This window comes from Nocardioides sp. Root151 (assembly GCF_001427925.1).
GTDB lineage: Bacteria > Actinomycetota > Actinomycetes > Propionibacteriales > Nocardioidaceae > Nocardioides.
In genome coordinates, this window is sequence record NZ_LMGG01000001.1 from 258,606 (window position 1) to 273,332 (window position 14,727).

Annotated in this window: 14 protein-coding genes; 7 read left to right on the forward strand and 7 right to left on the reverse strand. The window is 69.6% G+C overall.

From position 1 onward, the window contains the following. Positions 1 to 4: 4 nt before the first annotated feature. Positions 5 to 1,126 carry a hypothetical protein gene (locus ASD66_RS01240; RefSeq protein ID WP_162254236.1) on the reverse strand — a complete coding sequence of 374 codons (1,122 nt, stop codon included), beginning with the start codon at positions 1,124 to 1,126 and terminating at the stop codon, positions 5 to 7. 235 nt (positions 1,127 to 1,361) lie between these two features. On the opposite strand from ASD66_RS01240, the gene ASD66_RS01245 reads away from it, so the two are divergent. From ASD66_RS01245 to ASD66_RS01265, 5 genes are read left to right on the forward strand one after another with little or no spacing between them, the layout of a single operon-like run. Continuing rightward, positions 1,362 to 3,227 (forward strand): alkaline phosphatase family protein, encoded by a 1,866-nt coding sequence (locus ASD66_RS01245; protein WP_056889813.1) that lies wholly within the window; start codon positions 1,362 to 1,364, stop codon positions 3,225 to 3,227. 37 nt (positions 3,228 to 3,264) lie between these two features. Further along, the gene (locus ASD66_RS01250; RefSeq protein WP_056681269.1) at positions 3,265 to 4,524 is read left to right on the forward strand and encodes a magnesium transporter MgtE N-terminal domain-containing protein; all 1,260 of its coding nucleotides are present in this window, start codon (positions 3,265 to 3,267) and stop codon (positions 4,522 to 4,524) included. After that, positions 4,517 to 5,059, forward strand: coding sequence for a DUF1003 domain-containing protein (locus tag ASD66_RS01255; RefSeq protein ID WP_056889814.1), 543 nt, complete (start codon positions 4,517 to 4,519; stop codon positions 5,057 to 5,059). The genes ASD66_RS01250 and ASD66_RS01255 overlap by 8 nt, the downstream gene beginning before the upstream one ends. Positions 5,060 to 5,070: 11 nt before the next feature. After that, positions 5,071 to 6,237 carry a P-loop NTPase gene (locus ASD66_RS01260; RefSeq protein WP_056890530.1) on the forward strand — a complete coding sequence of 389 codons (1,167 nt, stop codon included), beginning with the start codon at positions 5,071 to 5,073 and terminating at the stop codon, positions 6,235 to 6,237. 3 nt (positions 6,238 to 6,240) lie between these two features. Beyond that, positions 6,241 to 6,567 (forward strand): sec-independent translocase, encoded by a 327-nt coding sequence (locus ASD66_RS01265; RefSeq protein ID WP_056681275.1) that lies wholly within the window; start codon positions 6,241 to 6,243, stop codon positions 6,565 to 6,567. Positions 6,568 to 6,578: 11 nt separating this feature from the next. On the opposite strand, the gene ASD66_RS01270 is transcribed toward ASD66_RS01265, so the two are convergent. Then, complete coding sequence (locus ASD66_RS01270; protein ID WP_056889815.1) at positions 6,579 to 7,115, reverse strand: hypothetical protein; 537 nt, start codon at positions 7,113 to 7,115, stop codon at positions 6,579 to 6,581. Between the two features lie 121 nt (positions 7,116 to 7,236). On the opposite strand from ASD66_RS01270, the gene ASD66_RS01275 reads away from it, so the two are divergent. Both ASD66_RS01275 and ASD66_RS01280 read left to right on the forward strand, forming a co-directional pair. Then, complete coding sequence (locus tag ASD66_RS01275; RefSeq protein ID WP_056889816.1) at positions 7,237 to 7,977, forward strand: LysM peptidoglycan-binding domain-containing protein; 741 nt, start codon at positions 7,237 to 7,239, stop codon at positions 7,975 to 7,977. Further along, positions 7,977 to 8,507, forward strand: a complete 531-nt coding sequence (locus ASD66_RS01280) for an Rv3235 family protein (RefSeq protein ID WP_056681285.1) — start codon at positions 7,977 to 7,979, stop codon at positions 8,505 to 8,507. Before ASD66_RS01275 ends, ASD66_RS01280 begins: the two co-directional genes overlap by 1 nt. A gap of 267 nt (positions 8,508 to 8,774) precedes the next feature. Here the strand turns inward: ASD66_RS01280 and secA are convergent, their stop codons facing one another. The 5 genes from secA to ASD66_RS01305 all read right to left on the reverse strand — a co-directional run bounded on the left by secA (position 8,775) and on the right by ASD66_RS01305 (position 14,727). After that, complete coding sequence (gene secA / locus ASD66_RS01285) at positions 8,775 to 11,591, reverse strand: preprotein translocase subunit SecA (protein ID WP_056681288.1); 2,817 nt, start codon at positions 11,589 to 11,591, stop codon at positions 8,775 to 8,777. 121 nt (positions 11,592 to 11,712) lie between these two features. Further along, positions 11,713 to 13,302: a polyamine aminopropyltransferase gene (locus ASD66_RS01290; RefSeq protein ID WP_235529924.1), complete on the reverse strand. Its 1,590-nt coding sequence runs from the start codon at positions 13,300 to 13,302 to the stop codon at positions 11,713 to 11,715. 2 nt (positions 13,303 to 13,304) lie between these two features. Beyond that, positions 13,305 to 13,727 (reverse strand): DUF350 domain-containing protein, encoded by a 423-nt coding sequence (locus ASD66_RS01295; protein WP_056681293.1) that lies wholly within the window; start codon positions 13,725 to 13,727, stop codon positions 13,305 to 13,307. Between the two features lie 9 nt (positions 13,728 to 13,736). Then, entirely contained in the window at positions 13,737 to 14,216 is a 480-nt protein-coding gene (locus ASD66_RS01300; protein WP_056681296.1) for a DUF4247 domain-containing protein, read from the reverse strand. Next, positions 14,203 to 14,727 (reverse strand): DUF2617 family protein, encoded by a 525-nt coding sequence (locus tag ASD66_RS01305; RefSeq protein WP_056889817.1) that lies wholly within the window; start codon positions 14,725 to 14,727, stop codon positions 14,203 to 14,205. The genes ASD66_RS01300 and ASD66_RS01305 overlap by 14 nt, the downstream gene beginning before the upstream one ends.

A 14,727-nucleotide genomic window follows, 5' to 3' on the forward strand; every position in this document is an offset into this window, starting at 1 on the left:
CATGCTACGCATTCCACCCGTTGGCCCGGCGCAGTGCCTGACCCGCGGTTGCGATGAGATCGTCCACCTTCGACGGGCGGGCTCCGACGGCCACGTCGGTGGTGGCCTCGAGGTGGTCGAGGACGGCGAGGGTGGCCGCCCGCACCTCTGCCTCGGGTGCGCTGGCGGCCTTGCGCGGGAGGTCGGGGAAGCTGCTCGACACGGGGAGGTCGTCGAGGCTGCCGTAGAGCTCGAACCGCGAGTCGGACATCGCCTCGCGCAGCTCCTGGTTGAGCGTGGCGGCGTACTCGGCGGCGCGACGGTCGAGCACGGGCCTGCTCTCGGAGGCGCGCAGCGGGGCGAGCACGTCGCGGGCCAGCGCCCGCATGCCCACGCGGTAGCGACGCGGGGGTACGTCGGCCAGGTGTGCGTTGACGCGCCGCAGGAACTCGCAGGAGCCGAACCCCAGTGAGGTGTTGTCGTGCACGTCGTCGAGGTCGACCCCGCTCCCGTCGAACCCGGCAGCGGCACTGAACCGGTCCCACAGCTCCGAGCGGGGCGCGTCCGGGGGCGGGACGGTGACGACGTGGGTCTTGGCGATGCCGTGGGCACGACTCCATCGCTCCAGCATCGGCGTGATGTCCTGGGCACGGTGGAAGGTGCGGTGCGCCCGGGAGCGGGTCACCCGGCGACTGCGCGAGGGCTCGATGCGGCGCAGGTAGTCGGGCCACGACTCGTCACCGAAGTTGCGGGTGTAGGTCTGCCACTGCGCAGGGATCACCCGGGACTGGTCGCGCACGGTGAGGATCACCTCGATGGTGGCGTGGGAGTTCCTCAAGGGGTTGAGGAACGGACCCATGTGCCGGTCCGAGGCGAAGCTGAGGAACTCCATCGACACCACGGCCGTGGTGTCGGGGTCCATGGCGCCCACGGGCTGCACGAGCGCGCGCCACTTCCGCTTGTTCTTCCCGGGCTGCTTCGGCAGGTTGAGCACGTCGCGCACGGCGCGGGACTGGACCCCGAAGGCCCCACCGAGGAACACGGCGTCACGCTCGGCGAGCAGCTCCTGGTTGTTCCCGAGCACGGACTGGACGAAGCTCGTCCCGGTCTTCATCGCACCGATGTGCAACACAATCCGGCCAGCCATCGTCGCCCTTTCTCCCCTCGCTCCGAACCCGTCGTCGGCATCGCGCGCAAGGTATCACCGGGGGCTCCCCCGACGACATCCGGTGCGACACGCCGACAGGCGGCCGCGTCGGAGTGCCCGGGAAACCGGTCTCCGACTGTCATGCTGGCGCCTACGTGCCCAGAGAAGTCGATCGGTTAGGAGGGCACGCATGAGGCTGGCCCGGTTCACAACGTGGCGGCGTTCCCATCCTCGCGTGCTCATCGGAGCCGGCCTCGCCCTGGTCCTGATGGCGACGGTGCTGCACTTCGCGTCCCCCTTCGACTCCGACGGCAACGGCAACGACGACGGTCAGGCCAGCCTGAGCGCGGAGAACCCGCGCGCACCCGCACCCACCGGGGCCACCCAGTTCCGGATGGCGTCGTTCAACCTGCTCGGCGCCGGCCACACCAGGCCCGGTGGCGACCGACCCGGCTGGGCCTCCGGCGAGCAGCGCATGGTCTGGTCCGTGCAGCTGCTCCGCCAGCAGAACATCGACCTGGTCGGCTTCCAGGAGATGCAGGACCCCCAGTTCAAGAAGTTCAAGGCGCTCACCGGCACCCAGTACGGCATCTACCCCGGCTCCGAGCTGGGCCCGGCCGCGATGCACAACAGCATCGCGTGGCGCCGCGACACCTGGGAGGTCGTGCAGAAGAAGTGGGTGCACATCCCCTACTTCGGCGGCGACCTGATCCGCATGCCCTACGTGCAGCTGCGCCACGTGAAGACCGGCCAGCTCGCGTGGTTCGCGAACTTCCACAACCCCGCCAACGCCCGCGGTGACGCCCGCAAGTGGCGGATCAAGGCGACCAACATCGAGATCGCCCTGGCCAACCGGCTGCGCGAGAACTACCCCGGACAGCCCGTCCACTTCACCGGCGACATGAACGAGCGCGAGCTCTACTTCTGCCCGGTCTACCGACGCACCGAGCTTCGGTCAGCCAACGGCGGCTACTTCACCGGGTCCACCTGCCACCCGCCGAAGCCGATGCCGGTCGACTGGATCTTCGGCACGGCACCGACCCGCTTCACCGGCTACGTCGCACTCCGCAGCGCCCTGGTCCGCAAGAGCACGGACCACCCGCTGGTGATCGCCAACGCGAGCATTCCCCCGGCGCGCGCCCAGACCAGCGGAGTGACCCGGGTCGTGGTCATCTCGGTCGAGGGACTGCGCCCCGACATGCTGGCCCAGCTCGCCGCGGCAAGGGCTCCGGGCATGGCCTACTTCATGGAGAAGGGCGCCTCGACGCTCGACGCCCGCACCGAGTACACCCGCACCACGCAGCTTCCCAACGCCACCTCGATGGTGACCGGGCGCTCGGTGACGGCGAAGTACGGCGGCCACGGGGTGGGCGTCGACAGGGACACCGGTGGCACCATCGCCCAGGCTGCGGGCCACTACGTCAACAGCGCCTTCGCGATGGCACACGACGTCGGCTACTCGACCGCGCTCTACGCCCAGGATCCGGCCATGGCGATGATCCGCAGGTCGTACGACGCCCGGCACGGCGCGCTCGACCCCCAGACCAGGGACTACGGCCGCAACAAGATCACGACGTACGCCCAGAACAGGAGCAGCGCGATCCTGGTCCGCGACTTCACCCGCCAGCTGGCCACGTCCCCGCGACGGTTCTCCTTCCTGCAGCTCAACGACCTCGACACCGTCGGTCACGAGTCGGGCTACATGTCTGCGGCGTACAGGAAGAGCGCCCGACGCGTCGACGAGCTGGTCCGCCGGATCCGGGTCACGATCAACAACTCCGCGACCCTGCGTGGCCACACCCTCGTCGTGCTGACCACCGAGCATGCGGGCTACCGGCGTACGAACTCCGATCCGTCGCTGCTGCGCAACCACCAGATCCCGTTCGTGGTGTGGGGCCCCACCGTGCGCGCGGGCACGGACCTCTATGCGATCAACCCGCAGCTGCGGCGTCCCGGTCGCACGAGGCCCGGCTACAACGAGGCACAGCCGGTGCGCAACACCGACGTCGCCAACCTGGTCATGACCGCGCTGCGCCTGCCCTCCGTCCCCGGCAGCAACATGAACCGCGGACAGACGTTGAACGTCTTCGGCGGTCCGTGAGCACGATTTCGCGTCCCGGCCGATACGGTGGGGTCTCGTGAGCACTGCCCCTTCCCGCGTCTTCGTGGCCCGACTGGTCGGGCTGCCGATCTTCGACCCCCAGGGTGACCAGGTCGGCAAGGTGCGAGACCTCGTGGTGGCGCTCCGCACCGAGTCCAGCCAGCCGCGTGTGCTGGGGCTGGTCGCCGAGGTCTTCGGCCGGCGCCGCATCTTCGTGCCGATGACCCGGGTCACCAACATCGACTCCGGGCAGGTCTACACCACGGGCCTGCTGAACATGCGTCGGTTCCAGCAGCGGCCCACCGAGACCCTGGTGATCGGGCAGATGCTCGACCGCAACGTGCGGGTGATCGGCTCGGAGGTGACCGGCGTCGTCTACGACGTCGCCATGGAGCAGGCCCGCAACCGCGACTGGGTGCTCAGCCGGGTCGCGCTCCAGGAGCCGGGACGGGGGTTCCGCCGCAAGGGTCAGACCCACGTCCTCGAGTGGGGCGAGGTCACCGGTGTGACCCGGCCGGAGGAGAGCCAGGGCGCCACCCAGCTGCTCGCCTCCCTGCACGAGATGCGGCCGGCCGACGCGGCGAGCGTGATCCACGACCTGCCGAAGGAACGCCTCGGCGCGGTCATCGCCGGTCTCGACGACGAGCGTCTCGCCGACGTCCTCGAGGAGCTGCCCGAGGAGGACCAGGTCGAGATCCTGGAGCACCTCGACTCCGAGCGGGCCGCCGACGTGCTCGAGGAGATGTCACCCGACGACGCCGCCGACCTCATCGCCGACCTGCCGCCCGAGACCGCGGCCCAGCTGCTCGAGCTGATGGAGCCCTCGGACGCCGAGGACGTCAAGCGACTGATGTCGTACGCCGAGCACACCGCCGGCGCCATGATGACCGTCGAGCCGGTGATCCTGCCGCCCGACGCGACCATCGCCGAGGCCCTGGCCCACGTCCGCAACCCCGACCTCACCACGTCCCTGGCCGCTCTGGTCTACGTGTGCCGGTCGCCCCTCGAACCACCGACCGGGCGCCTGCTCGGCGTCGCGCACATCCAGCGCCTGCTGCGTGAGCCACCGTCGACGCTGGTGGCCGCCGCACTCGACCAGACGCTCGACCCACTGCGTCCCGGGATGAGCATCGACGCGGTCGCCGCACACCTCGCGACGTACAACCTGGTGGCCGCCCCTGTCGTCGACGACGACGGCCGGCTGCTGGGCGCGGTCACCGTCGACGACCTCCTCGACCACATGCTCCCGGAGAACTGGCGCGAGCAGGTCCCGCGCACGGGGGTGACCCATGGCTGAGCGCCGAAGCCGTCTCGACACACCCCGCGAGGTACGCCGACCGCTGGTCCGCCGGCCGACGTACGACTCGGAGATGTTCGGCGTCTTCGCCGAGCAGTTCGCCCGCTTCATGGGCACCGCGAAGTTCCTGATCTACATGACCCTGTTCGTGGTGGTCTGGATCGGCTGGAACGCGCTCGCGCCCTCGTCGGTGCGCTGGGACGACTACCCCTACATCTTCCTGACGCTGATGCTCAGCCTCCAGGCGTCGTACGCCGCACCGCTGATCTTGCTCGCGCAGAACCGGCAGGAGACCCGCGACAAGGTGATCGCCGAGCAGGACCGGCAGGCCAATGCCCGGGCCCACGCCGACATGGAGTTCCTGGCCCGCGAGGTGGCCTCACTGCGGATGGCGGTCGGCGAGGTGGCCACCCGCGACTTCCTCCGCTCCGAGCTGAAGGTCCTGCTGACCGATCTCGAGGAGCTCGCGGCCAGCGGGCCTGAGGAGGAATCCGGGGACGAGACCGAAATCGTTGAACCTCGGAGCACCACGTAGGCTTGGGGATCATGAGCACCCCCACGATCGAGCAGGTCACCGCCGCACTGGCGACAGTCAACGACCCTGAGATCAAGCGCCCTATCACCGAGATCAACATGGTCGACCGCATCGAGATCGGCGACGACGGCGTGGTCTCCGTGACCGTGCTCCTGACCGTCGCCGGGTGTCCCCTCAAGGACACCATCACGCGTGACGTCACCGCCGCGGTCAGCCGGGTGGCGGGCGTCACCGGCGTCGACCTCGAGCTGGGCGTGATGACCGCCGAGCAGCGCGCCGGCCTGCAGGAGATCCTCCGCGGCGGCCAGGCGCAGCGCGAGATCCCCTTCGCCCAGCCCGGCTCCCTCACCAAGGTCTACGCGATCGCCTCCGGCAAGGGTGGTGTCGGCAAGTCCTCGGTGACCGTGAACCTCGCCCTCGCGCTGGCCAAGCAGGGCTTGCGGGTCGGCGTCCTCGATGCCGACATCTACGGCCACTCGGTGCCGGCCATGCTCGGCGTGGGCGACGCCCGCCCGACCCAGGTCGACGACCTGATCATGCCCGTGCCCACGCCGTCCGGTGTGTCCGTGATCTCGATCGGCATGCTCAAGCCCAAGCGCGAGCAGGTCGTCGCCTGGCGCGGGCCGATGCTCGACCGTGCGCTCGTGCAGATGCTCTCCGACGTCTACTGGGGCGACCTCGACGCGCTCCTCCTCGACCTGCCGCCCGGCACCGGCGACGTCGCCATCTCGCTGGGACAGCACCTCCCCAACGCCGAGGTGATCGTGGTGACCACCCCGCAGGAAGCCGCCGCCGAGGTCGCCGAGCGCGCCGGCACGATGGCCTCGATGATGCACCAGCGCGTCGTCGGCGTCGTCGAGAACATGAGCTTCCTGCTCTGCCCGCACTGCGCCGAGGAGGGCAAGCCCGAGCACCGCCTGGAGATCTTCGGATCCGGCGGTGGCGACCGGGTGGCCGCGACGCTCTCCGAGCGCTTCGGCTACGACGTCCGCGTGCTCGGCCGGATCCCGCTCGACGTGTCCCTCCGCGAGGGTGGTGACTCGGGCAAGCCGATCGTCGAGGCCGACCCGACCGCGCCTGCCGCCCAGGAGCTCAACCGCATCGCGGAGGGCCTCTCCGGACGGGGCCGCGGGCTGGCCGGCATGCAACTCGGACTCACGCCCTCCAGCCGGTTCTGATCCGTGTTCGACATCGGCCTGGCCGAGATGGCGGTCATCGCCCTGGTCGCGGTGCTGGTGTTCGGACCGGACAAGCTGCCCGACCTGGCCCGTCAGGCCGGGCGGTTCCTCAAGCAGATGAAGTCCTACGCCAACGCGGCGCGTGACGACCTGCGCAACGAGCTGGGCCCGGAGTTCTCCGACCTCGAGCTCCGCGACCTCGACCCCCGCACGATCGTGCGCAAGCACATCGCCGAGGCGATGGCCGACGATCCCCAGCCCGAGAAGCCCCGGGGCCGCCGCCCGTTGGACGCCGGCGAGCTGCCGCCGTACGACGCCGAGGCGACCTGAGGCAAGCGCCCTCAGCGCCTGGTGTGCACCGCCGCCAGCGCCTCGAAGGTGAAGAGGTGGAGCTCGCGCTGCTCCCCCATCACCGCTTCCACGAAGTCAGCGCCGACGCGGACCGGTACGACGTCGTACTGGGCGCCGTCCAGCATTCGCAGCCCGCAACGCTCCTGTGACTCGCTGATCCGCCGCAGCGCCGACCCGAGACCGAGCTTCGCCGTGACCGGCCAGGCGTCGTGCGGGACCGACCGTGGCGAGACGCCCTGCATGGCGCTGATCGCGGCCAACCGCACGATCCACTCCTGCTGCCCGGACTCGACCAGGCACCAGCCGGTGGCCACCCGCACCAGCTGTCCGCGCAGGGCGCCCAGACCGGTGACCCGCAGGGCCACGTCGGAGCCGACACTCGCCATCAGCCGGCCGGCCGCGTCGACCGAGGAGTACTCCGCCCGCGCACGGTCGGCCACCTCCATCTGGCGCTCGGCGTCGAAGACGGCGCCGGCCTCGCCCTCGAGGTCGTCGAGATAGGCGAACAGGTCGGCCTCCCAGGTCATGGGGAGGAGCCTCCACGGCTCACGCCGCCCTGTCAACGACCCACACCTGTGGAGAAACCGTTGACAAACCACGTCACGAGACGTTCACTGATGCAAACGCACGCAAACGAAAGCATTGGCCATGTCTCGGGTCCCTCACACCGCACCGCTCAGCCGCTGCCTCCTGGTCTGGGCGGGCGTCTCCCTGGTCTGCCTGGCCGCCCTCGTCGCGCTCCTTCCCGACCTCCGGCGCTGCGGCGTGCTGCTCGACGCCGGGGCGCTGGCCGACGCGCCCTTCGACCGGGCCCTGGCACTGCTGGCCGTCGTGGCACTGACCGGGAGTGCGGTGTGGTGGTGGGCGGTCACCTCGTTGGCCGTGCTCGAGGCCGCCACGGCCGTCCGGGTCCGGGGCTGCCCGCCGGCGATGCGCCGGGTGGTGCTCCTGGCCTGCGGAGTCACCCTGGCCTCCGGGCTGTCCCCTGCGGTCGCCGACCAGTCTGCGGGCCTGCCGCCTCGACCTGCCGACCCGGGGCACTCCGTGCTGGCCGGCCTCCAGCTCCCCGATCGCTCACCGGGTGTGGTCACCCGGCCCGCCACGGCCGGTGCGACGTCCGCGCCCGGCGCCGTGCGCGTGCGGGCCGGCGACTCGCTGTGGTCGATCGCCGAAGGCAGCCTGGGGCACGACGCCGACGACGCATCGATCGACGCGCGATGGCGGCAGATCTGGCAGGCCAACCGCGAAGTGGTCGGGGCCGACCCCGATCTCATCCATCCCGGCACCCGCCTCCGCCTACCCCGGTCGCGAGCCTCCGCGGTCCGAGCCTCCACCGTCCGTTCCAGCACCGACCAGTCCGCCCGCGAGCAGTCCGCCGAGGAGAAGTGATGTCGTCGACCCGCAACAACGTCAGGGCGCTGATCAGCCCCCGCCAGCCCGTGGAACCCGCTGCGAACAGCTTCCAGGGCACCCTCGCCCTCGAGCTGGAGCCCGACCTGGGTCCGCCCTGGGCGCCAGAGCAGTCCCCTCAGCGCGGCGCCGACGTGGTCGCCGTCGCTCCCCCGGTCCGCGCCGACCTGCACCGCTGGATCGTGACCTTCAGCCAGGCGTGTGTCGAGGTGATCGGCGGCGACCGCCCCGCCTCCCAGCTGGTCCGGTGGACCTCACCCCGGATCCACGCAGAGGTCGCCTACCGGGCCGGCGTGGTCGCGCGCGCCGGCGTACACGCTGCCGGGCACGGCCGTGGCCGCCGTCCCGTGGTGCGTCCCCAGGTGCAGACCGTGCACACCTGCTTCCTCGACGACGACACGGTCGAGTTCTGCGTGCGGGTGAAGTACGGCGAGCGCAACCGCTGCCTCGCCGGCCGCCTCGAGATCGTCAGCTCGCGCTGGCAGTGCACCGCGTTGGAGTTCGGGTAGCAGAATTCGCTCTGCGAATGCCGCTACCCGAACTCCAACGCAGTGCGGGTCCCAGCGGCAGGAGTCGAACCATGGGTTGTTGTCACGGAGCGCCAGCGGAGTTGACGAGAACCCACGGTTCGACGAGGTGAGCAGGGCCGGGAGCTCGCTGCCTCGTCAACCCCAGGGGGTTGGCCTCAACCGCAAGAACCCCGGCCTGAACCGCAAGAACCCCCGGCTCGAACCGCAAGAATCCACGGTTCGCGCAACAAGAACCCGGGGCTCGCCTCAGCCGTTGACGCGGGTGGTCAGGCCGGTGGGCCCGCCGGGTGCGCCGTGGCACTTCTTGTACTTCTTGCCCGAACCACAGGGGCAGTCGGCGTTGCGGCCCACGTTGGCGAACGGGTCGTCCGCGTCGGTGACCGTCGTGCCGCCGGTGACCTCGGCCTCGCCGTCCTCGGAAGGACCGGTGTAGGACAGGTTCGCCGGGGGCGCCGGGGCCTGCAGGCCCTTGGCGCTGATCCGCGGTCCCTCGTGCACGTGGGTCGGCTCCGCGTCGACGGCGGTGACCTCGTCGGCCTCGACGACCTCGGCGGGCGCCTCGTCCTCCTCGACCTCGACCTCGAGGTTGAACAGGAAGCCGACCGACTCCTCCTTGATGCCGTCCATCATGGCCTGGAACATGTCGAAGCCCTCGCGCTGGTACTCCACGAGCGGGTCTCGCTGGGAGTACGCGCGAAGGTAGATGCCCTCGCGCAGGTAGTCCATCTCGTAGAGGTGGTCACGCCACTTGCGGTCGAGCACCGAGAGCACGACGCGACGCTCGAGCTCGCGCATGTTCTCCTCGCCGACCAGCGCCTCGCGCTCGTCGTACGCCTTCTGGGCGTCCTTCTGCAAGGTGGCGGTCAGGTCGACCCGCGACATGGCCGCGCGGGCGCCGGCGTCCTCCTCGACCTGGGCCAGGCTGAGGCTGATCGGGTAGAGCTGCTTGAGCGCGGTCCAGAGTGCGTCGAGGTCCCACTCCTCGGCGAAGCCCTCGGTGGCACCGGTGACGTAGGCCTCGATGACGTCGTCGACGAAGCCGCGCATCTGCTGCTCGAGGTCGGCACCCTCGAGCACCTCGCGGCGCTCGCCGTAGATCACGTGGCGCTGGCGGTCCATCACGTCGTCGTACTTGAGGACGTTCTTGCGGGACTCGAAGTTCTGCGACTCGATCTGGCCCTGGGCGTTGGCGATCGCGCCGGTGACCCGCTTGTTCTCGATCGGTACGTCGTCGGGCACCTTCAGCATGGTGAGCACCCGGTCGACCCAGTCGGACTTGAACAGGCGCATCAGCTCGTCCTGGAGCGACAGGTAGAACCGGGACTCCCCCGGGTCACCCTGGCGGCCGGAACGACCACGCAGCTGGTTGTCGATGCGACGGGACTCGTGGCGCTCGGTGCCGACGACGTAGAGGCCGCCGGTGTCCTTGACCTCGTCGTGCTCGGCCTTGACCTGCTCGCGGATGCGGACCAGGGTCGGCTCCCACTCGGCTTCGTACTGATCGGCGGTCTCGCCCGTCGGCTCGAGGCCCTTCTTGCGCAGCTCCTCGTCGGCCAGGAACTCGACCGAACCGCCGAGCATGATGTCGGTGCCTCGACCGGCCATGTTGGTCGCGACCGTGACCGCGCCCTTGTGGCCGGCCATCGCGACGATGCGCGCCTCGTCGGCATGCACCTTGGCGTTGAGGACGCTGTGCGGGATGTTCTTCTTCTTCAGCAGGCCGGAGAGCAGCTCGGACTTCTCGACCGAGACGGTGCCGACCAGCACCGGCTGACCGTTCTTGTGGCGCTCGACGATGTCGTCGCACACGGCGAGGTACTTGGCCTCCTCGGTGCGGTAGACGAGGTCGGCCTGGTCGTTGCGGAGCATCGGCTTGTTGGTCGGGATCGGCACCACGCCGAGGTTGTAGATCTTGTCGAACTCGCTGGCCTCGGTCATCGCCGTACCGGTCATGCCGGAGAGCTTCTTGTAGAGGCGGAAGTAGTTCTGCAGGGTGACCGTGGCGAGGGTCTGGTACTCCTCGCGGACGGTCACGCCCTCCTTGGCCTCGATCGCCTGGTGCAGGCCGTCGTTGTAGCGGCGACCGGCCAGCATGCGGCCGGTGTGCTCGTCGACGATGAGGACCTCGCCGTCCATGACGACGTACTCCTTGTCCTTGCGAAACAGCTCCTTGGCCTTGATGGAGTTGTTCATGAAGGAGATCAACGGTGTGTTGACCGAGTCGTAGAGGTTGACGATACCGAGGTGGTCCTCGACCTTGGTGATGCCGCCCTCGAGCACGGAGATGGTGCGCTTCTTCTCGTCGACCTCGTAGTCGACGTCGATCTTCATCGTGCGCGCGATCTTGGCGAACTCGGCGTACCAGCGGACCTCGTCCTGGGTGGGGCCGGAGATGATCAGCGGGGTGCGCGCCTCGTCGATGAGGATCGAGTCGACCTCGTCGACGATCGCGTAGCCGTGGCCGCGCTGCACGCAGTCCTTGATGTCGGAGGCCATGTTGTCGCGCAGGTAGTCGAACCCGAGCTCGTTGTTGGTGCCGTAGGTGATGTCGCAGTTGTAGGCCTCGCGACGCTCGGCCGGACGCATCGACGGGAGGATCACGCCGGTGCTCAGGCCGAGGAAGTGGTGGATGCGGCCCATCATCTCGGACTGGAACTTGGCCAGGTAGTCGTTGACCGTGACGATGTGGACGCCCTGGCCGGCCAGTGCGTTGAGGTACGCCGGGAGGGTGGCGACCAGGGTCTTGCCCTCACCGGTCTTCATCTCGGCGATGTTGCCCATGTGGAGCGCCGCGCCACCCATGATCTGGACGTCGTAGTGACGCTGGCCGATCACGCGGTGGGCCGCCTCGCGCACGGTGGCGAAGGCCTCCGGCATGATGTCGTCGAGGGTCTCGCCCTTGCCGAGGCGCTCCTTGAACTCGTCGGTCATGGCTCGCAGCTCGGCGTCGCTCATCTTGACGAAGTCGTCCTCGATCGCGTTGACCGCCTTGGCCACCGCCTCGAGCTCGCGAAGGATCTTGCCCTCACCGATACGGAGGATCTTGTCGAGGATGGCAGGCACGAGGAGGAACTCCCTGGGTAGATGGTCGAGCCGGCGCCAGGCCAAGCCGCCCGCGCCGCAGGCAATGCTACCCACGGGCCAAAGAATTTCCGCTACCGATGCCGCTCGGGCACGGCCGGGGTCAGTAGCCGACCCACCCGCTGCGGGTGTACTCCAGGATCACCGGGTCGAGCAGCGTCGAGACCTGCACGTCGCGCTCGGCCCGATCGGGCGGGAACACGGTCGCCGCGCCGAGCGTCGCGTCGTTGACGAACCGCAGCCCGTCGGGGACGTCGTCGTCCAGTGACAGCGTGGTGGGCTCCTCGGTGGCGAGGACGAAGCCCCAGTCGCCGAACGAGGGCACCTCGGCGTGGTACGGCACGGTCGAGAGGCCGCTGGCCGCGACGGTACGACGAACGCACCAGAATGCGTCGGGGGCGAAGAACGGGCTCCCCGACTGCACCACGGTGCGGCCCCCGGGCGCCATCAACGGCCGGAGCATCCCGTAGAACTCCTCCGAGTAGAGCTTGGCGATGGCCGTGGAGTCCGGGTCGGGGAAGTCGACGACGATCGTGTCGAACCGTCGGTCGCCCCCGGTCTGCTCGCGCACCCAGGAGAACGCGTCGGCCGCGATGCGGGTGACCCGGGGGTCCTCGAACGAGTGCTCGTTGAGCGAGCTGATCGGCTCGAAGCTGCGGGCCAGGTCGACGACTGCCGGGTCCAGGTCGACCAGGGTGACCTCGTCGACGTCGTCGTACTTCAGGATCTCGCGGAGGGCGAGGCCGTCGCCGCCGCCGAGGACCAGCACCCGTGCGTGCGGCCCGGACATCGCCGGGTGGACCAGCATCTCGTGGTAGCGGTACTCGTCGACCGAGGAGAACTGGAGGTCGCCGTCGAGGAAGAGGCGCACGTCGGTGTGCTCGGGCCCGGTGACCGCGCCGCGGGTGACCACGATGTCCTGGTACGCCGAGCGCTCGGCGTGGATGATCGGGTCGCGGTAGAGCAGCTGACGGGCGGTCGCCTCGAACTCCGACGCCTTCCACGCCATGCCCCCGAGGAGTACGGCGACCAGACCGCAGGCCAGCGACGCCGACACGAGCCGGCGGCGTTCACCGGTGCCGCGGAGCAGGACCAGGGCCACCAGCCACGCGGCGGCGACGTTGAACGCGGCCACCACCAGGGTGCCGATAAGCAGGTCGAGCATCGGGAGCAGCACGAACGGGAAGGCCAGTCCCCCGACGAGGGCGCCGATGTAGTCGACGGCGTTGATGTTGGCCACCGCGCGGGCCGGGTCCTGGGCCCGGAACCGCTGCAACAGCTCCATCAACAAAGGGATCTCGGCCCCGATGAGCATGCCGATCAGCAGGGCGCAGATCACCATGGCCGGCGTGTAGAACTCCAGCCAGGCGAACGCGACGTACAGCAGCGGGACGCTGAACCCGCCGATCAGGGCCAGCCCGAGCTCGACGCACAGGAACGCGGCGAGTGGACGGCCCAGCCACTGCTTGGCGAAGAGGGCACCGAGACCCATCGCGAACATGGTCACCGAGATGACGATCGCGGTCTGGGTGATCGAGCTGCCCAGGAGGTAGCTGCCCAGGGTGACCAGTGCCAGCTCGTAGACCAGTCCGCAGGCGGCGCAGATGAAGACGGCCACCAGCACGACCACGGTCATGGCTCGTCCGACCGGCGCCTCGGGTCGGGCCGTGGTGTCCGCGGTCAGGGTCGGCAAGATCAGGACAGGGAGGCCATGACGATCACGCCGACGGCCAGGTTCATGGCCACCGCGACCCAGACGGCCGGATCGTCGTCCTCGTCGGTGAGGGTCTCCCCCAGCTTGCCGGGGGTCAGCAGGTCGAGCACCACGAAGGCGGCGCCCTGCATCGCCACGCCGATCGCGCCGTAGGCCACGGTCTCGACGAGGTTCTCCAGGGTGTCGCCGTCGGCGGTGAAGATCGCGCTGGCCACGATGCCGCCGATGGCCAGCAGCGATGACGCCAGGACCAGCGACGCGTCGCGGTTGCGGTCGACGAAGATCAGGTGGCCCAGGCGGCCCGGGGTCAGCAGGTCGACCATGTAGAAGCCCACCGCCAACAGGACCAGTCCGACGGCACCGAAGGCCAGCGACGCCAGCACACCTTCAACGAGTTCGTTCATGGGGTTCCCTTACTTTCCGCTTCCGCTGCCGCCGCCGCGGAAGAACCCGCCGCGCTGGTAGTGACTGCTCCAGAAGAAGAGCAACGTGCCGTGGTGCCGGTAGCCGGCGTCGAACTCGAAGAGCGTGACGTCGGTGCCCGACCCGTCGTCGTCGGCCTCGACCTCGACCAGCCAGTCGTTCTTGTAGCGCAGGAAGTACGTCGAGTCCTCCTGGCGCTTCTCGCTGGGGTCGGTGCCCTGGTCGATCGCGGCCACCGTCTGGTCGACGGTGTCGTCGGACGTGTAGTGCCGACCGTCGTTGTCGACGTCGCCGTCGACGTACGTGTAGTGGTCGTCGAGCCAGCCCTCGGGGCTGCTCCTCAGCGCGTTCCAGATGAGGGGGACGGCGATCAGCGCGACGACCACGAGCACGGCCACGATGATGAGTCCGCGCGGGTTGCCCGGCCGGCGGCTGGCGTGGCGGAACTCGGGTTCCTCAGTTCCGGACATCGGTGCTCACCCCTGTCGTCGCACGCGTGGTCGTGTGGACCAGCTCGCCGGTCTGCGGATAGGCATGCCAGGACTCCCAGGAGATCGCGTCGGGTGTGCGACGGAGCGCCAGCGCGGTCACCGCGTGGGGCACCCCGGGGAAGGACACCACCAGGGCGTCGGGGTCATCGGCCAGGGACGAGGTGAGCACGTCGACCCGGGCCACCAGGTCGTCGGCCTCGAGTCGCTCGACGCCGGAGGTGAAGTCGTAGCCGGGGGCGCCGATCTGCTCGGGCATGGCCGCGGCCCCGGGGAGGTCGCAGGCCACGGTCTCGGAGAGCAGCACGTCGCCGGCGGCGTCGCGGACCAGCACCTGGTGGGAGGCGCCGAGGACCCGCAGGTCGACGACGACACCGTGGCCGACCTCGAGGGTGCGCGTCACCAGGGCCACGCGCTCGGGGAGTCCGACCGCCCAGCGCAGGGTGGCGGCGCGCACGTCTGCGAACGCCACCGAGATTTCCTGGACCGTCAT

Bases quoted from the DNA above. Each gene is read 5' to 3' on its own strand.
- ASD66_RS01255 (WP_056889814.1), top strand. From the start codon at position 4,517: ATGGCTGAGCGCCGAAGCCGTCTCGACACACCCCGCGAGGTACGCCGA.
- ASD66_RS01270 (WP_056889815.1), bottom strand. From the start codon at position 7,115: ATGACCTGGGAGGCCGACCTGTTCGCCTATCTCGACGACCTCGAGGGC.
- ASD66_RS01260 (WP_056890530.1), top strand. From the start codon at position 5,071: ATGAGCACCCCCACGATCGAGCAGGTCACCGCCGCACTGGCGACAGTC.
- ASD66_RS01300 (WP_056681296.1), bottom strand. From the start codon at position 14,216: ATGTCCGGAACTGAGGAACCCGAGTTCCGCCACGCCAGCCGCCGGCCG.
- ASD66_RS01275 (WP_056889816.1), top strand. From the start codon at position 7,237: ATGTCTCGGGTCCCTCACACCGCACCGCTCAGCCGCTGCCTCCTGGTC.
- ASD66_RS01295 (WP_056681293.1), bottom strand. From the start codon at position 13,727: ATGAACGAACTCGTTGAAGGTGTGCTGGCGTCGCTGGCCTTCGGTGCC.
- ASD66_RS01240 (WP_162254236.1), bottom strand. From the start codon at position 1,126: ATGGCTGGCCGGATTGTGTTGCACATCGGTGCGATGAAGACCGGGACG.
- ASD66_RS01280 (WP_056681285.1), top strand. From the start codon at position 7,977: ATGTCGTCGACCCGCAACAACGTCAGGGCGCTGATCAGCCCCCGCCAG.
- ASD66_RS01305 (WP_056889817.1), bottom strand. From the start codon at position 14,727: ATGACGGTCCAGGAAATCTCGGTGGCGTTCGCAGACGTGCGCGCCGCC.